The 15,570-nt window shown below is 57.8% G+C and carries 15 protein-coding genes; 9 read left to right on the top strand and 6 right to left on the bottom strand.

Features of this window, described 5'->3' with window-relative positions:
• Positions 1-90 precede the first annotated feature (90 nt).
• The 3 genes from ACUNV4_RS07625 to ACUNV4_RS07615 form a co-directional block, all read right to left on the bottom strand.
• Positions 91-549 carry a tripartite tricarboxylate transporter TctB family protein gene (locus ACUNV4_RS07625; RefSeq protein ID WP_430877913.1) on the bottom strand — a complete coding sequence of 153 codons (459 nt, stop codon included), beginning with the start codon at positions 547-549 and terminating at the stop codon, positions 91-93.
• Positions 546-2,060 carry a tripartite tricarboxylate transporter permease gene (locus ACUNV4_RS07620; protein ID WP_430877912.1) on the bottom strand — a complete coding sequence of 505 codons (1,515 nt, stop codon included), beginning with the start codon at positions 2,058-2,060 and terminating at the stop codon, positions 546-548. The genes ACUNV4_RS07625 and ACUNV4_RS07620 overlap by 4 nt, the downstream gene beginning before the upstream one ends.
• An 80-nt stretch (positions 2,061-2,140) precedes the next feature.
• A complete protein-coding gene (locus ACUNV4_RS07615; RefSeq protein ID WP_430877911.1) occupies positions 2,141-3,091 on the bottom strand; it encodes a tripartite tricarboxylate transporter substrate binding protein in 951 nt (316 codons plus the stop codon).
• 274 nt (positions 3,092-3,365) lie between these two features.
• Here ACUNV4_RS07615 and ACUNV4_RS07610 point away from each other — a divergent pair, with 274 nt between their 5' ends.
• The 9 genes from ACUNV4_RS07610 (at position 3,366) to ACUNV4_RS07570 (ending at position 13,471) form a co-directional block, all read left to right on the top strand.
• Positions 3,366-6,260 (top strand): FAD-binding and (Fe-S)-binding domain-containing protein, encoded by a 2,895-nt coding sequence (locus ACUNV4_RS07610; protein ID WP_430877910.1) that lies wholly within the window; start codon positions 3,366-3,368, stop codon positions 6,258-6,260.
• A 199-nt stretch (positions 6,261-6,459) separates the two neighbouring features.
• A complete protein-coding gene (locus ACUNV4_RS07605; protein WP_430877909.1) occupies positions 6,460-6,930 on the top strand; it encodes a hypothetical protein in 471 nt (156 codons plus the stop codon).
• Positions 6,931-7,060: 130 nt separating this feature from the next.
• Complete coding sequence (locus ACUNV4_RS07600; RefSeq protein ID WP_430877908.1) at positions 7,061-7,516, top strand: Lrp/AsnC family transcriptional regulator; 456 nt, start codon at positions 7,061-7,063, stop codon at positions 7,514-7,516.
• A 334-nt stretch (positions 7,517-7,850) separates the two neighbouring features.
• Positions 7,851-8,594 carry an acetoacetyl-CoA reductase gene (gene phbB, locus ACUNV4_RS07595; protein ID WP_430877907.1) on the top strand — a complete coding sequence of 248 codons (744 nt, stop codon included), beginning with the start codon at positions 7,851-7,853 and terminating at the stop codon, positions 8,592-8,594.
• Positions 8,595-8,988: 394 nt separating this feature from the next.
• A complete protein-coding gene (locus tag ACUNV4_RS07590; protein WP_430877906.1) occupies positions 8,989-9,474 on the top strand; it encodes a phasin family protein in 486 nt (161 codons plus the stop codon).
• Positions 9,475-9,613: 139 nt separating this feature from the next.
• Positions 9,614-10,168 (top strand): phasin family protein, encoded by a 555-nt coding sequence (locus ACUNV4_RS07585; RefSeq protein ID WP_430877905.1) that lies wholly within the window; start codon positions 9,614-9,616, stop codon positions 10,166-10,168.
• A 128-nt stretch (positions 10,169-10,296) separates the two neighbouring features.
• Positions 10,297-10,767, top strand: a complete 471-nt coding sequence (gene phaR, locus ACUNV4_RS07580; RefSeq protein ID WP_430877904.1) for a polyhydroxyalkanoate synthesis repressor PhaR — start codon at positions 10,297-10,299, stop codon at positions 10,765-10,767.
• 108 nt (positions 10,768-10,875) lie between these two features.
• The gene (locus tag ACUNV4_RS07575; protein WP_430877903.1) at positions 10,876-12,654 is read left to right on the top strand and encodes a PHA/PHB synthase family protein; all 1,779 of its coding nucleotides are present in this window, start codon (positions 10,876-10,878) and stop codon (positions 12,652-12,654) included.
• A 25-nt stretch (positions 12,655-12,679) separates the two neighbouring features.
• Positions 12,680-13,471, top strand: coding sequence for an alpha/beta fold hydrolase (locus ACUNV4_RS07570; protein ID WP_430877902.1), 792 nt, complete (start codon positions 12,680-12,682; stop codon positions 13,469-13,471).
• Positions 13,472-13,478: 7 nt separating this feature from the next.
• Here ACUNV4_RS07570 and ACUNV4_RS07565 read toward each other — a convergent pair whose 3' ends face one another.
• The 3 genes from ACUNV4_RS07565 to ACUNV4_RS07555 form a co-directional block, all read right to left on the bottom strand.
• Positions 13,479-14,480, bottom strand: a complete 1,002-nt coding sequence (locus ACUNV4_RS07565; RefSeq protein ID WP_430877901.1) for an aldo/keto reductase — start codon at positions 14,478-14,480, stop codon at positions 13,479-13,481.
• Positions 14,481-14,532: 52 nt separating this feature from the next.
• The gene (locus ACUNV4_RS07560; protein ID WP_430877900.1) at positions 14,533-14,826 is read right to left on the bottom strand and encodes a Rho-binding antiterminator; all 294 of its coding nucleotides are present in this window, start codon (positions 14,824-14,826) and stop codon (positions 14,533-14,535) included.
• A gap of 55 nt (positions 14,827-14,881) precedes the next feature.
• The coding region (locus ACUNV4_RS07555) for a hypothetical protein (protein ID WP_430877899.1) at positions 14,882-15,570 on the bottom strand (689 nt) is incomplete at its 5' end.

Here is a 15,570-nt window from a genome sequence, read left to right as displayed (position 1 = left end):
CGGCAGGCATGTCCGGGTATGCGGCGTCGGGTCGATCGAACGTTCCGACGCTCCGGGCAAGGCGGTGCAAATCCGGTTGCACGCAAGGCCTCAAGGCAAGGGCACATGCAACACGAAACGAAACAGGGCGTAGAAGCCAACCATGATCATGAGGCTTGAAAGCAGAAAGACGATCGCCGCCCGCGCCGACCAGCGTTCGTGCATCGAGGCAAACAGGCTGCCGCCGAAAGCGATGAAGCCGGCAGGCAGAAACCCCACCAACGGCATTGCCAGACAGGCTGCCAGCATGGACAGCACCAGCAGTATTCGTCGCCACCAGGCTCCTTGCCCGAACCCCGGCTCACTGACCGGTCGCAGCAGATTGCCGACGATGCTCAACATGGCGCAGACAATCAGCACGATGGCTGCCGCACGAGGAAAGACCTTGGAGTCCATGTCGCTGTAGGAAAGCGTGTCATACAGGGTAACGACACCGGCAATCACGAAAAAGGCAGAGACGATCAGACTGCCCAGACGCCCCGTGGCCTCCTTGCCGACATCCCTGCTCATGAGTCGCCCTCCACGTCGGCAGCTAGCCGTTTCCTGCGCCGCGCGGCGAACACCGGGTACAGCAATGACAATGCGGTAAATGCCACGATGGCCTGCGAGATGGGCCTGCCGAAGAACATGCCGGCCAGATCGTCGGTAGCCGATCCGATGATCCATGTCTGCACGAAGCCCTGCTCTGCTATGGGCCCCAGAATGAGCCCGAGGACGATCGGGGATGCCGCAAAGCCGAAGCGACCGACAAGCCAGCCGAAGACGCCGAGACAGATCATGATGATGACGTCCGACACACTGTTGCGGATGGCAAAGGTGCCGATCAGCGTCATGAAACCGACCGAGGGTACCAGCATGGCCTTCGGGATGGCGATGATGGACTTGTAGGCGTACCGTCCGATCAGCAAGCCGACCGGCAACATCAGCAGCGTCGCTATGATCAGGCCATAGATGAAGGTGTAGGCGATCGAGCCCCCGCCGGACTGGAACAGATCCGGCCCGGTACGGACGCCCTGTACCAGCAAGGCTCCCAGAATCACGGCATCGGGGGGCGTTCCGGGAATACCCAGAACCAGTGTCGGAATGAAACCGCCTCCTACCGTGGCATTGTTGGCCGCTTCCGTGGCGATGATGCCATCAGGCTCACCTTCGCCGAAACGCTGATCCGGCCTGGCACTGCGCCTGGCTTCCGAATAGGCCACCAGCCCGGCCACCGAGCCGCCCGCTCCCGGCAGAATACCCACCAGTGTGCCGATGACGGAGGAGCGTAGCAGGTTGAACTTGGAACGCATGGTCACTTTTGCCGCATCTCTTACCCGCACCGACTGCACCCCGGTCTCCATGGACAGGTGCCTGTCGGGCGTCGCTGCCAGATCGATCAGCACGGGTATGCAATACAGACCGATCAGGGCTCCGACCACACCGAAGCCGCCGATCATGGTCTGCGAACCGAATGTGAGGCGAATATCGGCCGATATCTCGGCGACCCCCACGGTCGACAGGATAAGTCCGAATGCCCCACCGGCCAGCCCTTTCAGCAGATTGCCGCTGGACAGGGAAGCAATCAGCGACAGACCGAATATGGCCAGCCAAAAGTATTCCACTGGCCCGAAAGCCAGGGCGACCTGCGACAATGGCGGGGCCAGAAACAGCAATGCCAGAGCACCGACCAGACCGCCGAAAACCGATGCAAAGCAGGCCAGCGCTACCGCCAGATCGCCCTGCCCGCGCCGCGCCATGGGATAACCGTCAAAGGTGGTGGCTATGGCCGAGGGGGTACCCGGCGTATTGAGCAGAATGGCCGCATAGGCACCACCATAGATGGCACCGGTATAGATGGCGCCCAGCAGAATCAGCGCCGAGGCCGGCTCCATGCTGAAGGTGATCGGCACCAGCACCGCAACGGCCATCGTCGCCGTCAACCCCGGGATCGAACCGATGACCGTACCGGCCACCACACCGAAGAAGGCAAAGGCGACGTTCAGCGGCGTCAGCGCTGACAGAATACTACCTGCATCCATGATCATTCATGCCATGTGTCGAGTCGATTCGCCCGCATGCGGGCGAATCGACTCGGAAAATCCATGCAACATGCAGGAATCTATTCGATCAATCCGGCTTCGCGGGCATCACTCAGGTACTCCTCGGTGAGTCGCTGCATGAAGTCGTCCATGCCCGCCTTGTCGACGTCCAGCATGGCGAAGCCACCGTCCAGCATCTTCTGCCTGAATGCCGGATCGGCATTGATCTCGCTGATCATGTCGGACCACATCCGTGTGGTTTCCTCACTGGCCGAATCCGGCAGCGCAATACCTCGATAGGCCCCGCCCACCATGTCGAAACCCAATTCCCTGAAGGTGGGTACTTCGGGGAACAGAGGGTGTCTTTCTTCCATGGCAACTGCCAGCAATCGCACGGCCTCGCCCTGTTGGGCCCCCACCGTGGTGTATCCCCATTCAGCCTTGACCTGATTGCCCAGCAGGGCCGTTACCGCGGCGCCGGTCCCCTTGAACGGCACATAGGTTGTCTTCACGTCGGCCATCTTGTCGAACTTGATCTGTGCCAGGTGATTGGCGGAGGCCTTGCCCGAACCGGACATGGTGACCTTGCCGGGATTGTCACGCGCATCATCGATCAGGTCCTGCAGTGACTGATAGGGACTGTCGGCATTGACGACGATGGCATCCGGCGTGTAATGGAACATGTGGAAGGTATTGAGCCCTTGCGTGGTGAACCCGACATCCTTCTGAGCAGGCTTGATGATGATATGCGGCAGATTCACGCCCATGATGGTCTGCCCGTCACCGTTCAGCCCATTCAACGAAGCCCAGCCCACGGCACCACCACCGCCGGGCTGGTAGGAAATGACGAGATCCTCGCCGAATTTTTCCTTGAAGAATGGCTGCTGCAGCCGCGCCGAGATGTCCGACTCCCCACCGGGCCCAAACGGTATGATGTAGTTCACCGAACCATCGAGCTCGGCGCTTGCCGCGCTGGCCAGGCTGATGATGGCGCCCGCCAGCAGGCTCTTCAACAGAATGCGTTTCAACATGGTACTCCTCCGGTTCGTGATCATGCCGCTGTGCCGGATGTCCTGTCCGCCCGCACGGGCACATTCTCATTAATACATCTCTGTCACGGACCGAGGCTGGTGAATCCCCGGCTTGGTGGCAAAGCGCTGCGAAAGCATGCCCAACTGTACGCCGGAACAATCCACCGGTGCAAGTCCGCCTGTCATTCACCGCTCTTGCTGGTATTGTCGATATCTGCCGATCATCTTCCGCGTCTGAACGCGGCGACCACCCCATCAGTGCCTTGACTCGCCCATGACAACATCACTTCATCATGCCACTCTGGCAACGTTTCATCAGAGCCTGTCCAGCCAGATCGAAGGCGAGTGCGATTTCAGCTCCGCAGGGGTCGCCCTCTATACCAGCGATGCGTCCAATTATCGGCAGATCCCGCTGGGTGTTGTCTACCCGAAGCACAGCGACGATATCCGAACAACCGTTGCACTGTGCCGTGAATATGATCTGCCGGTGCTGATGCGCGGAGGAGGCACTTCGCAAAACGGCCAATGCGTCAATGAGGCGGTTGTACTGGATTGCTCCCGCCACATGAACCGCGTGCTGGAAATCGATGTCGCCAGGCGAACAGCACTGGTCGAGCCTGGCATCATCTGCGACTCGCTCAAGGCCGCTGCGGAAGTCCATGGTCTGACCTTCGGGCCTGATCCCGCGACCCACAGCCGCTGCACGCTGGGCGGCATGATCGGCAACAATTCCTGCGGGCCGCGCTCCATGCTCGCCGGCAAGACGGTGGAGAATGTCCTGGAACTGGAAGTGCTGACCCGTGACGGTGAGCAGATGTGGGTAGGACCAAGCAGTGAGGAAGAACTGGAGAGCATCATTGCAGGCAATGACGCCCGGGCCAGAATCCATGCCCAACTCAAACGTCTGCGCGACGAGTATGCCGATGAGATTCGTGCCCGCTACCCGGACATCAAGCGCCGTGTCTCCGGTTACAACCTGGATCAGCTGCTGCCGGAGAATGGTTTCAATGTCGCTCGTGCACTGGTTGGCTCGGAAGGCACATGTGTCAGCATACTGCAAGCCCGTGTCAGCCTGATCGAAAACCCCGCCTGTCGGCGCCTGCTGGTGCTCGGTTTTGACGATATCTTCACAGCCGGTGACAGTGTTCCGGAGATCATGCCGTTCAGACCCATTGCCATGGAAGGCCTGGACTGGAACATCATCGGTGGGCTGCAAGCCCGGCAGCTGAAGGCAGCTGAGATTTCCCTGCTGCCCGATGGCCGTGCCTGGCTGCTGATCGAGCTGGCAGCCGAGAACAACACTGTGCTTGACGAGCGTTGCCTGGCCTTCGAAACCGCCATGCAGGCATCTGCTCGGGTGAAATCCGTCAGACAGGTGCCGGACCCTGCAGAGACCGCTGCCCTGTGGAGCATTCGCGAACAGGGTGCCTCGGCCACCTCGATGAGCCTGGATCCGCATGCTCCGGATCCCGTCGTCGGTTGGGAAGATACAGCCGTGGACCCCTTGCAGTTGGGAGATTATCTGCGCGAATTCCAGGCTCTGGTCGATCGCTATGGCTACACCACCAGCCTGTATGGTCATTTCGGCGACGGTTGCATCCACGCGCGCATCACCTTCGATACACGCACCAGCCACGGGGTGGAACAATGGCGGGCCTTCAGTGATGAAATCGCACATCTGGTGGTGCGTTTCGGCGGCTCGCTCTCGGGGGAACATGGCGATGGCCAGGCCAAGGCCGAGTTCCTGCCCATCATGTTCGGCGAAAGACTCATGGAAGCCTTCCGGCAGTTCAAGGCCATCTGGGACCCACAATCGGGAATGAATCCGGGCAAGTTGATCGATGCCTACCGGATGGATGAGAACCTGCGCTTCGGCCCCGATTATCAGCGCCCCGCGGTGCAGACCACCCTGCAATTCGTCGAAGACATCGGCGGTTTTTCACGCTCATCAGAGCGCTGTATCGGCATGGGCAAATGTCGGTCCCTGTCCGGTGCCATGTGCCCGAGCTATCAGGCCAGCGGCGAGGAGCGATACTCCACACGTGGTCGTGCCCACCTGCTGCATGAACTGGTACGCGGTGAAGTGATCCGGGATGGCTGGCGCAATCCGGACATTGCCGAATCCCTGGAACACTGCCTGTCCTGCAAGGCCTGCAAGCACGAGTGTCCGACACAGGTGGATATTGCCGCCTACAAGGCAGAATTCATGTCGGCTCATTACCAGGGTCGCAAGCGCCCCTTGCATCACTACGCCTTCGGTCAGATCACGAGCCGGCTGCCATGGCTGGCCAGGACCCCTCGCCTCGTCAACTGGCTGCAAAGAGGCCCGGCCGGTACCCTTGCCAGACGCAGCCTGGGCATCAGCTCCGACAAGGCACTGCCGGCACTGAGCAGCCCGTCATTCCGGCGCTGGACTCGCCTCAATGCCGACAGGCAGGATGAGTTCTTCAGCTGGTTCGGAGACAGCTCCCTGCCGGTCACCGTTCTCTGGGCAGATTCCGTCAACGCCCATTACCATGCTCCGGTACTGATCAGTGCTGTCAATGTGCTGCGCAAGGCAGGCTTTCAGGTAGCCGTGGCACAGGCGCATTTCTGTTGCGGCCGCCCCCTGTACGAATACGGCTTTCTTGCACAGGCACGCCGGCAACTCACGCAGATGCTCGACGAATTTCATCCTCGGCTGCCCGAACAGGCTGCCGTTGTGGTACTGGAACCGTCCTGTCTGTCGGTATTTCGCGACGAGATGATGCGCCTGTTTCCTGCCAACAACCGGGCCGTCGACCTGAACGCACGAGCCATGACACTCACCGCCCTGTTGTCACAGCGCGGTGCGCAGCTGCAGCGCACCCTGCCATCAGGCATCCTGCACCTGCACTGTCATGACAAGTCATCGGGCCTGCCTCACGAGCGGGAATGGATGCAACGCTGCTTCGAGTCACTGGACGAGCCGGAGAGCAGTTGCTGCGGCATGGCAGGAACCTTCGGCATGCGCAAGCAAACCCGGTCGCTGGCGCAGACCCTGTTCGCACGCAAACTGAAACCCGCTCTGGATGAGCGCGCCGCCGATACGATCGTGGTCACCAACGGCTTCAGTTGCCATGAACAGATTCACGACCATACGCTGGAGCGTGTCCTGCACCCGGTTCAGGTGCTGGAAAAATGCCTGTAAGCCTGCGAGAGGTGCATCTGACATACCGGCAAGGATTCCGGTGTCCTCGAGTGCCTTTTCGCCGAGGGCTCAACTTTTTCCGTGACTGATCCGATTTCGTGGAAAACAGCCGAAGGCAGATCTCAAGGTCGCCCGTCAATCGGCCGCTATTTCCTGCAGGTATTCCATTGCAAGCATGGCTTGCATATCACTGCAGACGATGACGACAGACTCACCCCTGACCGTTGCAGGCTTCCTCGAGTCTCAGGTATTGCGCACGGACTATCTGCTGATCGACGAGCAGAGTCCCGACAGAACCCGCTTTCCCCACGAACTCAAACTGGAAATGCTGCATGCCCTGTGTATCCGGAACGGCTATCGCCAGGCAGCGGACTGCGAGCGGATCCGGCGTTCCCTGTATACCCAGGAACAGGATGCGTCCTGCCCAGCCGCCCTGTTGCTGGCACAGGCGTACTTGCCGGACAACGTGGTCTGCCGGCACGAACCGGTAGACAGACAGGAGGAAATGCGGGCGATTGCCACACTGCGACTCGCCCAGGCAACAGGCGGACAAGCGCGATATCACAGACTCAGTTCCCTGCAATGGTCTGCTCACCGTTGCTGGTTGAACCTGCCCGATGACATCCATTCGCTACTCATCGAACGCGACTGTGCCTTGCTCGCGGCATGAGCGTCCGCTGCATCACTGAACGCAACGGACCCGCACACACCAATATCGGCTGACGCACCCGGCAATGGCGCCGAGCTGGCAATGTTCGGCTGACATGCCCCATGTGCCGCTGGACAGGCATAATCAGACCATGGACCGATTCGACAAAGAACTGCTTCTGCACCTGCAAAGTGATGCCTCGCTCAGCAATGCAACCATCGGTGACCGCATCGGCCTGTCGGCCTCGCAGGTTTCCCGTCGCCGCACACGGTTGGAAACCCAGGGGGTCATCAGTCGCTATCGCGCCGAACTCAATCCGGCGTCCGTCGGGCTGGCCCTCAACGCCTTCGTCAAGGTCCGGCTGCATTCTCACAGCAAGGCATCGTCGGTCAATTTCCGGGAGCTTGTCAGCGCCCTGAATGAGGTACGACTGGCCTGCGCCATCACCGGCGATGCAGACTATCTGTTGCATGTCAGGGTGAAGGACCTGCAATCGCTGGCCGGCTTCATCAATGATCGCCTGCTCGCTCACCCGGATGTCAATGAGGTCCGCTCGGATGTCGTGCTCGAACTGATCAAGGATGACGCCACGATTCAGATTGACTGACAGTCGACCGCCCGGCAAGGCGCGCCGCGCCCCCCCGGCCTGCTGGCTCAGCCCGCCGGCTCCATTGCCCCCGATGCATTCAGACCACCCTGATGAACGTGTTGCAAGTGCAAAATTCGACAGGACCAAGTCTGGTTGATGCATCACACAGTGAGAAAGAAACAGGTTTTGACCAAATCAATTATCTTTTAATTCAGATATTTATCAAAAATTATTCGTTTCAGGAAATATCCTTCCGCAATCATACTGCAAGCATTGTCCGTATCCCGTATATTGCAATGCAAAATACAGATCGTATTTCAAGCTAGTCGCGAAAGCGAAGGACAGTAGATTCATGAGCAAGAACATCGTGCTGATTACCGGGGGTACGGGCGCCATCGGAGCAGCCTTGTGCAAACAGTTCGACGCCGACGGCCACAAGGTCGTTGCCAACTGCCATCCCACCGATGTCGAACGCAGCACAACTGTCGTCGAGGAACTCGCCACTTCGGGAGTGGATGTCGAGCTGGTGGCATTCGATGTGACCGACCCTGCCGCGTGTGAGTCAGCCATCGCCGATATCGAGAGCCGCATCGGGCCGATTACCGTGGTTGTCAATGCTGCCGGTATCACTCGGGATGCCAAACTGACCAATCTGGAGCCAGCCGAATGGTCTGCTGTCCTGCGCACCAATCTGGACGGCGTATACAACGTCAGCAGACCGGTCATCGCGCCGATGACTCAACGCAAATTCGGTCGCATCATCAACATCTCCTCGGTCAATGGACAACGAGGTCAGATAGGCCAGACGAACTATTCCGCAGCCAAGGCCGGCATGACCGGATTTACCAAGGCGCTGGCCCGTGAAGTGGCTCGTGATGGCATCACGGTCAACAGCGTGTCTCCCGGATATGTACAATCCCCGATGATTCAGGCGGTTCCCGAGGCGGTCAGGGACAAGATCGTCAGACAGATCCCTGTGGGACGCTTTGCCGAACCCGAAGAAATTGCCCGCGCAGTCAGCTTTCTGGCCAACCAGAACAGTGGTTACATCACCGGAACCGACCTGTCGGTCAACGGTGGTTACCACATCGGCTGATGCCCGTCAGCCGGCGTGTCGTCAGCCGACACGCCGGCAGAACGACACTTCCCGGGCCGCTTGACAATCCACGGAATCAGGAGGCCAGCTTGCCTCCTTTTTTGCGCCTGCTACAAGCTGTTTTCCGGCCAGCGGATATCAGGAACGCCGTCACCGGAGGAATGCGCCCTTGTGAGACAAGGTCGGGAGTCACGACAATGGATGTCCGTGAGGTGACCGTACGCCACAGACCTGACTGGCGGCGGCAGTCTGGCACGCACCGCAGACCACAACAGCCATGAGCAGACAATCCTTGCTCGATGGCCGAGCAGCCCTTCAGCAGGCTTTGTCAGCTAACCGGTTCCCGTCATTCATGAATCCTGTGAACAACGCAAGTCATTGTTTTTATTGACTCTTGAAAATCTTCGGTAAATTTCCTGAAAAACGCACCGCTACTTGTTGCAATGCAAAATCATCGTCTTTATACTGCACTGCAACAAGACAGATAACTGTCCCTTACCTGCACCAGCAAACGGAGATTGAAACCATGATCAACATGACAGACACCATGAACGAACAAGTAAAGCAAATGATGGACATGCAAGCCCGCAGTCTCGAGCCCATGCGCGCCTTCGCAAGCGTTGCGGTAGAAGCTGCAGAGAAAGTGGCTCGTCAGAACTACGCCGTGGTCGGCGACGTTCTGGAATTTTCAACCAAGCAGGTCAACCTGCCACTGACTACTGATAACCTCAGCGATGTTGCTTCTGCGCAAATGGCGGAAAACAATGCCTTCATCGAACTGATGAATGGTCGTGCCACTGAATATGCCGATATGGCTCAGCAACTCAGCACCAAGATGCGTGAAGCTGCTGAAAGCGTTTCAGCGTCATTCAGCAAGTAATAATGGTCGAGGTGCGCTGGTTTTCGCCAACGCTCCAGGCAATGCGCATCAGCACTTCGCTCATGCGCCTCCGGGCCACTCCGCGCAAGCGGGTGGCCCGGTTCAACACTTACGAATCTGTGTATTTGTGGAGTCTCTGATGAAAACTGTAAACGAACAATTCGCTGAAATGCAAAAGAAAACGCTTGAAAACCTCGAGCCCGTGCAGAACATGAACACCCTGGCCGCTCAAGCGTTCGAACGCATTGCTCGCAAGAACTACGACCTGATGGGCGATCTTGTCGACTATGCCGTTTCCCAGGTGAAAGTACCTGCCAACCCGAACAACCTGCAGGAAGTCTACGAGCAGAAAGTTGCCGAAACCAAGGCTTTCGCTGAGAAGGTCAACGAGCGTGCCAAGGAATATGTGGCTCTGGCCGGCGAACTGGGAGAAATGGCTCAGTCAAAGGCTGCCGAATCAGCCAAGGCGGCTCCTGCTGCCAAGTCTGCACCAGCCAGCAAGCCTGCGGCCGATGCCCCCGAGAAGGCGGCTGCCAGCAAACCTGCGACTGCCGCGCCTGCCAAGAGCGCAGCGGCCAGCAAGCCTGCGGCAAAGAAGACTGCTGCCAGCAAACCTGCTGCGGCCAAGGAAGCTGCCCCAGCGGTCGCCAAGAAGAAGCCTGCGGCAAAGAAAACGGCTGCCAAGGCCAAGTAATACATGGTACTGCCGGTTCTCTATACGGCGCAGCGGTGTAGAGAACCGGGTTCTTCAGGGCAGTTGACGAATACTGCCCGGCACGACAGTGTAGAATGCAGGTTCGAACAGAGGCTTGGAAAGCAGTCGTGAAGAAACCCAGAATAATAAAAAAGTACGCCAACCGACGACTGTACGACACGGAAGCCAGCAAGCACGTCACTCTGAGCAATATTCGCGAGATGATTGTCAACGGGGATGACATTCAGATCATCGAAGACACGTCAGGCGATGACATCACTCGCCCACTGCTGCTGCAGATCATTGTCGAGCAGGAACAGTCTGGCGGCCAGCCTATCCTCACCGAACTGCTACTGGCTCAACTGATCAGATTCTACGGCAATCCCATGCAGGGAATGATGGCGGAGTATCTGCAGAAGAGCGTGAGCACCTTCGTCAGCCAGCAACGCAGCGTCCAGACGCAAATGCAGGATATGTTATCCAATACGCCGCTGGATACCATGAAAGAGCTGGTTTCACAGAACATGAAAACCTGGGGAACCATGTTCACCCCACCCAAGGATGAAGGCTCGTCGGACGCCGGGAACAAGAAAGAGTAAACGATTCATGTTGTAATTCGGAACACGCGTTCCTGTCACAGAATTGCAAGACAATGGCTCATCGTGTTCATCCAGTGCCAGCAAGATGCAACGACACAGAGAAATACAGTGACCGATAAAGACAGCGCCATGCAAAGCCACATGGAGGAAATGAGTCGCTCATTTGCCGACATCTGGCAGAAGAACACGGCAATGATGACTGAGATGCTCAATCAGTCTCATGAAATGGTGACAAAGAACATGGACCCGCTGAATGTCGGGCCCTCGTTCGCCAACGCTGCGAAAGTGATGGCGAACGACCCCATGAAGCTGATGCAGGCCAACTACGAGCTCTGGAAAGAGCATATGGAGTTGATGCAACAAGCGGCAATGGCCCTCATGAAGATGAGCACGGATGGTGAAACCGGAGCCTTCGACCGCCGCTTTCGGCACGAGGACTGGATCTCCAACCCCATTTTCGACTACATACGCAAGTCCTATCTGATCACCTCCCGCTGGATGGTCAATACCATGACGGCCATCGAAGGACTGAGTGAAAACGACAAGAAGAAGATCGTCTTTCATTCGCAGCTTCTGGCCGACGCCTTCGCGCCATCCAACTTCCTGCTGACCAACCCTGAAGCCATCCGCACCATGATCGACACGGGCGGACAGAGCATCATGAAGGGCTTGCAGAACCTGCAGCGTGATCTCGACCCCAAGACCAGTCAGCTCACCATCATGATGTCTGACCCCAATGCGTTCACGCTGGGCGAGAACATTGCAACCACGCCAGGCAAGATCATCTACCAGAACGACCTGGTGCAACTCATTCAGTACGAACCCACCACGGCCAGGGTCCATCAGCGACCGCTCGTCATTGCTCCTCCCTGGATCAACAAATACTACATTCTCGATCTGCAGCCCAAGAACTCCTTCATCGCCTGGGCGGTCGAGCAGGGTTATACCGTTTTCGTCATCTCATGGGTCAATCCGGATGCCAGTCTGGGCGACAAGACATTCGAAGACTACATGCAGGAAGGCATTCTTGATGTCCTGGATGCGGTGGAAGAAGCCACGGGCGAGCGTGAAGTGTCCATGATCGGCTATTGCATCGGTGGCACGCTGCTCAGTGCAACACTGGCGTACATGGCGGCAACCGGTGATGATCGTGTCAAGGCTGCCACCTTCTTCGCCTCACAGGCAGATTTTTCCGAAGCGGGCGATCTCAAGATCTTTACCGACGAGGCTCAGGTCAACAACCTTGAACGCATGATGGATGAAAAGGGTTACCTGGACGGAAGCTCCATGGCGACGACGTTCAACATGCTGCGCGCCAACGACCTGATCTGGTCCTTCTATATCGACAACTACCTGCTGGGCAAGGATCCGCTGAAGTTCGACCTGCTCTACTGGAATGCCGATTCCACGCGCATGCCGAGAAAGACGCATCTTTTCTACCTGCGCGAAATGTATATCAACAACAATCTGTCGAAACCGGGCGGTATAACCCTGAAAGGCGTGCCGATCGATCTGTCCAGAATCACCATTCCCATCTACCTGCAGGCCGCCAGGGAAGACCATATCGCGCCCTACCCCTCGGTATTCAAATCCACCAGCCTCTACTCTGGCCCGGTACGCTTCATGTTGGCAGGCTCTGGTCATATTGCGGGTGTCATCAATCCGCCTTCTGCTGAAAAATACAATCACTGGATCAACGAGGAGCAGCCGAAAGACCTCGAGAAGTGGCTGGACGGTGCACAGGAGTTCAAGGGATCCTGGTGGACCGACTGGAATGAATGGCTGGCCCCATTGTCCGGCAAGAAGGTAACGAAACGCATTCCCGGATCCGGCAATCTGGACGTGATCGAGGAAGCACCCGGCAGTTTTGTATCCGTGAAGAGCTAGCGCCTGTCGATCAAGGCAACTACGCATGGTCATTGACCCCATGGATTCCGATTCGGCTACAAGCAGACTGGGCGGTGATGGCCCGCCAGTCGTCCTCATACATGGTTATGGTGCCGATCGCTTCACCTGGCTGACGACCACTCCGGCCTTGCTCAACCGGGCCAGTGTCTGGCTGCTGGATCTGCCTGGCCACGGCAAGGGTGATCCTGACTGCGGTGATGGCTCGTTGTCGGCAATGGTCGAGCGCGTCGGCAACTGCCTGCAAGACGCGGGACTCGACCAGATCCACCTGATCGGCCACAGTCTCGGTGGCCGAATCGCGATGGAGCTGGCTACTCGAGACGCGCTGCAAATCCACTCACTGTTCCTGATTTCACCGGCTGGCGTTGGCGGCAGTATCAACATGGACTTCCTGACGCGCTTTCATGAGGCCGGCGATGAACAGCAGGTGCTGGAATTGCTGCGCATGCTGGTTCACGATCCTCGCATGATCAGCAGGAGCCTGGGCGGAAGAGTTCTGCAATACCTGGAACAGGCAGCTACGCGCAGCAATCTCCAGCGTATTGCCGCCGGTCTGGCTTCGGCACAAGCGGAACTGCCTGAAACCCTGCGCACACTGAGCGAGCTGGGCATTCCCTGCAACAGCGCCTGGGGTCTGGAGGATCGGATCAACCCTCCAAACCAGGATTACATCAGGGAATTACCCGGCGATGTGCATCTACTGGAAGCCTGTGGGCACCTTCCACACCTGGAGCACAGCGCTTCCGTCAACAGATTACTGCGTGATTTCCACAGTAACGTCCTGACATCGGAATAACCCGGATTCAGCCCGGCAACGGCGCATCAGCCCGAATCAATCCGGCCTCTTGCAGATCGCTCCACAGACTCGCGGGAATATCCATGCTGAACCATTGCAGGATCTGTTGCATGTCGCGCCGGGTTCTGGGACCCGGTATGACACTGGAAACCTGAGAGGAACCCAGGGGAAACTGCAGTGCAGCAGCCGGCAATGGCACAGCATGTGATTCGCAGATCTCACGAATCTTCCGAACCTTCTCCATCACCTGCGCTGGCGCTCTGGCATAGTTCCAGGTATCTCCGCCGGCGAGAATGCCCGAATTGAATGGCCCGCCCAGAATGATGGAGGTGCCAGCTGCGGCACATGCCGGCAACAGATCATCCAGTGGATCCTGTTCCAGCAGGGTATACCGCCCCGCCAGAAGAAACGCATCCCAGTGACCGTGATTCAAGGCTTCCAGGCACACCTCCCGCTCATTGACTCCCAGACCAATCGCCTTGATATCGCCATTGGAACGAAGCTCGTCCAGGGCCTTGTAACCGCCACTCATGGCGTCGGCAAGATAGGCGCGATTGGCTTGCTCACCGTGCTGCATGACACCGATATCATGCAATAGCAGGATGTCTATCCGGTCCAGGCCCATGCGTTGCAGACTGTCTTCATGGGAGCGCATCACCCCATCGTAGGAATAGTCGTAAACCTGATGAAAAGGAAAGCTGCCGGGCCATTCTGCGGCGAATGAATCGGTTGGCAGACCGGGCGCCAGCAATCGTCCTGCCTTTGTCGACAGAACATGATCATCGCGATGCCTGAGCGCATTACCGACAAAGTGTTCAGATCGGCCATATCCGTAGAATGGTGCGGTATCCAGATATCTGACCTGATTCTGCAGTGCTTCGTCGATGGCCGCGACGATATTGTCATCACTGTTTGGCGTATGGTTACCCGCCATGGCTGCACACCCGAGACCCAGTTCGGTCACTTGCAACGAGGTATTACCGATACCTCGTGTCGCCAGATCTGTCATCGTGCACCTCGAGTTTTCCCTGCATGGCCGTGGAGTATATCAAGTGCGGCCTTCAACGAAACCTCACGGTACCAAAGCCTGCCTGCTCGTCCAGCGCCTCCAGTGTCGTGATGTGATCCAGCCTGATGGACACGGTTTCATCACCCAGGTCGAGCAGCAGAAACTCGCCTTCCCCTTTCACCGTTCTCGTGGAGCGGGCGTAGCCGATGAGTTCGAGCGAAGCTGGCGTACTGGCGTCGACAGCCCTGTCGAGTGACACTCTCACATGAGAGTGATGCAGGCAGGCCAGTTCGATGTAATCGTACAAGCCGCAAGCCAGCGCCTGATAGTCACCAGTAACAGTCATGCCCGAAAAACCTCTCGCCCTGATTCGCTATTGCCTCATGCCAGAGTCTACACGCTCAGCGTTTACCACCTTCGCCCTTGCTGACAATGGATTCCAGCGTTTCGCTGTCCCCTTCTCCGTCAGCTCCCATGGAACCGAGGATAGGCAGAGGGTCGACAAATCTCCATGCCGGGAGCGAACTCAGCATGCTGCTGACAATGGCACCGCCCCGAATCAGATAGATCAGATAGCCCACCGAGAAACCGGAGGTGATCGTGATGGACGATCCGACAAGGGCCTTGCTCAGTCTGTTCTGCGATTCGAACTCTTCTTGCTGGGTCTCGAACTTGCTGGCCAACAGAGATAGCGTCTGAACATCCTTCTTGTCGACGACGGCGAACAGCTCGGCCAGGTTGACGGAAGGACTGAACAGGTCCGAGCTGTCGTTCTTCTGTGATTCAAGGCGTTTGCCCTTGAAGGACTCACCGATCTGTTCCGATATGACGCGCGCCTCGGAGATCGTTCTGATTCTTTCCGACAACTCGGCAGCGGACAGCCTTTCAACACCCTCGACCTCCGGAATCTGCTCCGATTCGGAAAGCGTGCTTTCGTCATCAACGACAGTCCGGGAGTCATTACTGATATCCATCTGAGCCAGGTTGTTGCTGCTGGACAGGTTGGCTTCCGAAGGCAGGCCTTCCAGCAGGGAACTGGTGTCCACACTGCGTTCGGGCTCAAGCTCGGGTTCGGGTTCGGGTTCGGGTT

It is taken from the genome of Granulosicoccus sp. 3-233, from assembly GCF_052681095.1.
This window is presented reverse-complemented; position numbering and strand designations above follow the sequence as displayed.